This is a genomic window from Hydrogenophaga sp. (assembly GCF_028698005.1).
Classification (GTDB): Bacteria; Pseudomonadota; Gammaproteobacteria; order Burkholderiales; family Burkholderiaceae_C; genus Hydrogenophaga.
Map to the genome: position 1 here is coordinate 1 of NZ_JAQVEJ010000271.1, position 2599 is coordinate 2599.

General features: G+C 66.3%; 2 protein-coding genes. Both read left to right on the plus strand.

All coding sequences use genetic code 11. The features are described from left to right. The first annotated feature begins 140 nt into the window (after positions 1-140). The gene (istA, locus tag PHQ87_RS15890) at positions 141-1664 is read left to right on the plus strand and encodes an IS21 family transposase (protein WP_300236552.1); all 1524 of its coding nucleotides are present in this window, start codon (positions 141-143) and stop codon (positions 1662-1664) included. A 58-nt stretch (positions 1665-1722) separates the two neighbouring features. Then, on the plus strand, positions 1723-2535 hold the full coding sequence (gene istB / locus PHQ87_RS15895) for an IS21-like element helper ATPase IstB (RefSeq protein WP_300236555.1): 813 nt from the start codon (positions 1723-1725) through the stop codon (positions 2533-2535). The last annotated feature ends 64 nt before the right edge of the window (positions 2536-2599 follow it).

Genomic DNA, 2599 nt, shown 5'->3' on the forward strand with positions numbered 1-2599 from the left:
CAAAGAGACCGACCGTTTCGGTGATCGTGACCGCCACCGCGCTGCCCATTGCGGGGTGCGGTGAGCACAGCGGTGGTGCTGCGTAGAGAACCTGACCCTGGTGTCCTAACCTCGGCGGCTTTTTTGCCACCAGGAAAGCGATGCCTCAACCCCGAATGTCTCTACGCATGATCAAAGATATCCTTCGCCTCAAATGGCACGGCCAACTCTCGCATGAGCAGGTGGCGGCCAGCCTCAAAGTCTCCAAAGGCGTCATCGCCAAATACGTGGGCCTGGCGCAGGCCGCCGGCCTGGACTGGGAAACGATCGAGGGCTGGAGCGAACAACGCCTGACCTCGGTGTTGCTGCCCGGCAAGCACACCGATGCCCCTTACATCGCACCGGACTGGGGCCGCATCCACCGCGAGCTCGACCGCAAGAGCATGACCCTCATGCTGCTGTGGCAGGAGTACGTGCAGGCCCACCCCGAAGGCCGCACCTGGCGCTACACCCAGTTCTGCGAGCACTACAAGGCCTTTGCCCATAGCCTCAAGCGCTCCATGCGCCAGCACCGCCGTGCGGGCGAGAAGCTGTTCATCGACTTTGCCGGCTCCACCGTGCCCCTGAGTGACGGCAGTCGCGCGCAGGTCTTCGTCTCGGCCATGGCCGCCTCCAGCTACGTCTTCGCCTGTGCCACCGCAGCCCAGCGCCTGGACGACTGGGTGGCCAGCCTGGTGCGGGCCTTGCACTTCTACGGCGGCGTGCCCCAGCTCATCGTGCCCGACAACGCCCGCGCGGTGATCACCTCGCCCGACCGCTACGAACCCCGCGCCCACGACAGCGTGCAGGACTTGGCCCGCTACTATGGCACCTGCGTGCTGCCGGCGCGCCCGCGCAGCCCCAAGGACAAGGCCACGGCGGAGAGCTCGGTGCAGGTCGTCACCCGCTGGATCCTGGCGCGCCTGCGCCACCAGCGCTTTGACAGCATCGCCCAGCTCGATGCGGCGATTGCGCAGTGGCTGCCCAGTCTGAACGAGCGAGCGTTCCAGAAACTGCCCGGCTCTCGGGCCAGCGTCTTCGCCCAGCTCGATGCGCCCGCCCTGATGCCGCTGCCCCAGCAACCCTATGAGCTGGCACGTTTCAAGACCGTGAAGGTGCACATCGACTACCACGTCGAGATCGAGGGCCACCGCTACAGCGCACCCCATGCGCTGGTGGGGCAGGCGCTGGAGGCACGCATCACGCGCCACGGCATCGAGCTGCTCCTGCGCGGCCAGCGCGTGGCCGCGCATGTCCGCAACACCCAGCGCGGGGGCTTCACCACGGTGCAAGAGCACATGCCCGCCGCCCACCGTGCGCACCTGCAGTGGACGCCCACACGTCTCATCGAATGGGGCCAGCGCATCGGTGTGGCCTGCGGGGAGCTCATCACCCGGCTGCTGCAGACCTACAAGCACCCCGAGCACGGTTACCGCTCCTGCCTGGGGCTGCTCAACCTTGAACGCCGCTACGGGCAAGAGCGGCTGGAGGGGGCCTGCGCGCGCGCATTGGCCCTGGGGACAGTGCGCTACAGCCATGTGCGCGATTTGCTGGCCAACCACTGCGACCAGCTCGCACCAGCGCAGGAGGCGAGCTGGAGCAGCCCGGCGCATGCCAACGTCCGTGGTCCGGACTACTACCAGTGATGCCGGCATGACACCGAATCCACCGAATCCACCGACCCCAGCAACAGACACCCCACCCATGCTCAACCATCTCACCCTGGCGCAGTTGCGCACCCTCAAACTCAACGGCTTTGCCGATGCCTTGCAACAGCAGAGCGAGCAGGCCGACTGCCTGCACCTGTCCTTTGACGAGCGGCTGGCCTTGCTGGTCGAGCGCGAGGTCTACGCCCGCGATGACCGCAAGCGCGTGCGGCTGCTGCAAAAGGCGCAGCTCAAGTACACCACGGCCACGCTGGAGGATGCCAGCTTTGAGGGCATACGCGGGATGGATCGAGCGGCTCTGATGGGTCTGGCGCTGTCCAATTGGGTCGAGCGCGGGGAGACCGTGACGCTGGCCGGGGCGACGGGGCTGGGCAAGACGTGGCTGGCCTGTGCGCTGGCTCAGTACGCGTGCCGCCAAGGGCGATCGGCCCTGTACCTGCGTGTTCCCCGTCTGGCCGAGGAGTTGCGTCTGCTGCACGGCGCGGGCAGCTTTCGGCGCTGGCTGCAGCAACTGGCCAAGACCGATGTGGTGGTGCTCGATGACTGGGGCATGGGGGCACTGGATGCCTCGACCCGGGCCGATTTGCTGGAGATCATCGATGATCGGGTGGGCTTGCGCGCGACCATCATCACGCACCAGTTGCCCATTGAGCACTGGCACGCCTGGCTGGGCGATCCGACGCTGGCCGATGCCATCCTGGACAGGCTGATGCAGAACTGCCGTCGTTTCAGCCTGGAAGGCGAGTCGCGGCGCACCGGGCGTGTGGTGCGCCCAAGAGCGGTGCCGCAATCGTCAAATAATGACCTGCAAGGGGACATTGAAACCCCTAAAGGAGCTGCCAAACCGTAAACTTCAAGCCCTGCGCAGTACCGCCGCCGTGGTGGCGGTCACGATCACCGAAATGGGCGGTCAC

Bases quoted from the DNA above. Each gene is read 5' to 3' on its own strand.
- istA (WP_300236552.1), top strand. From the start codon at position 141: ATGCCTCAACCCCGAATGTCTCTACGCATGATCAAAGATATCCTTCGC.
- istB (WP_300236555.1), top strand. From the start codon at position 1,723: ATGCTCAACCATCTCACCCTGGCGCAGTTGCGCACCCTCAAACTCAAC.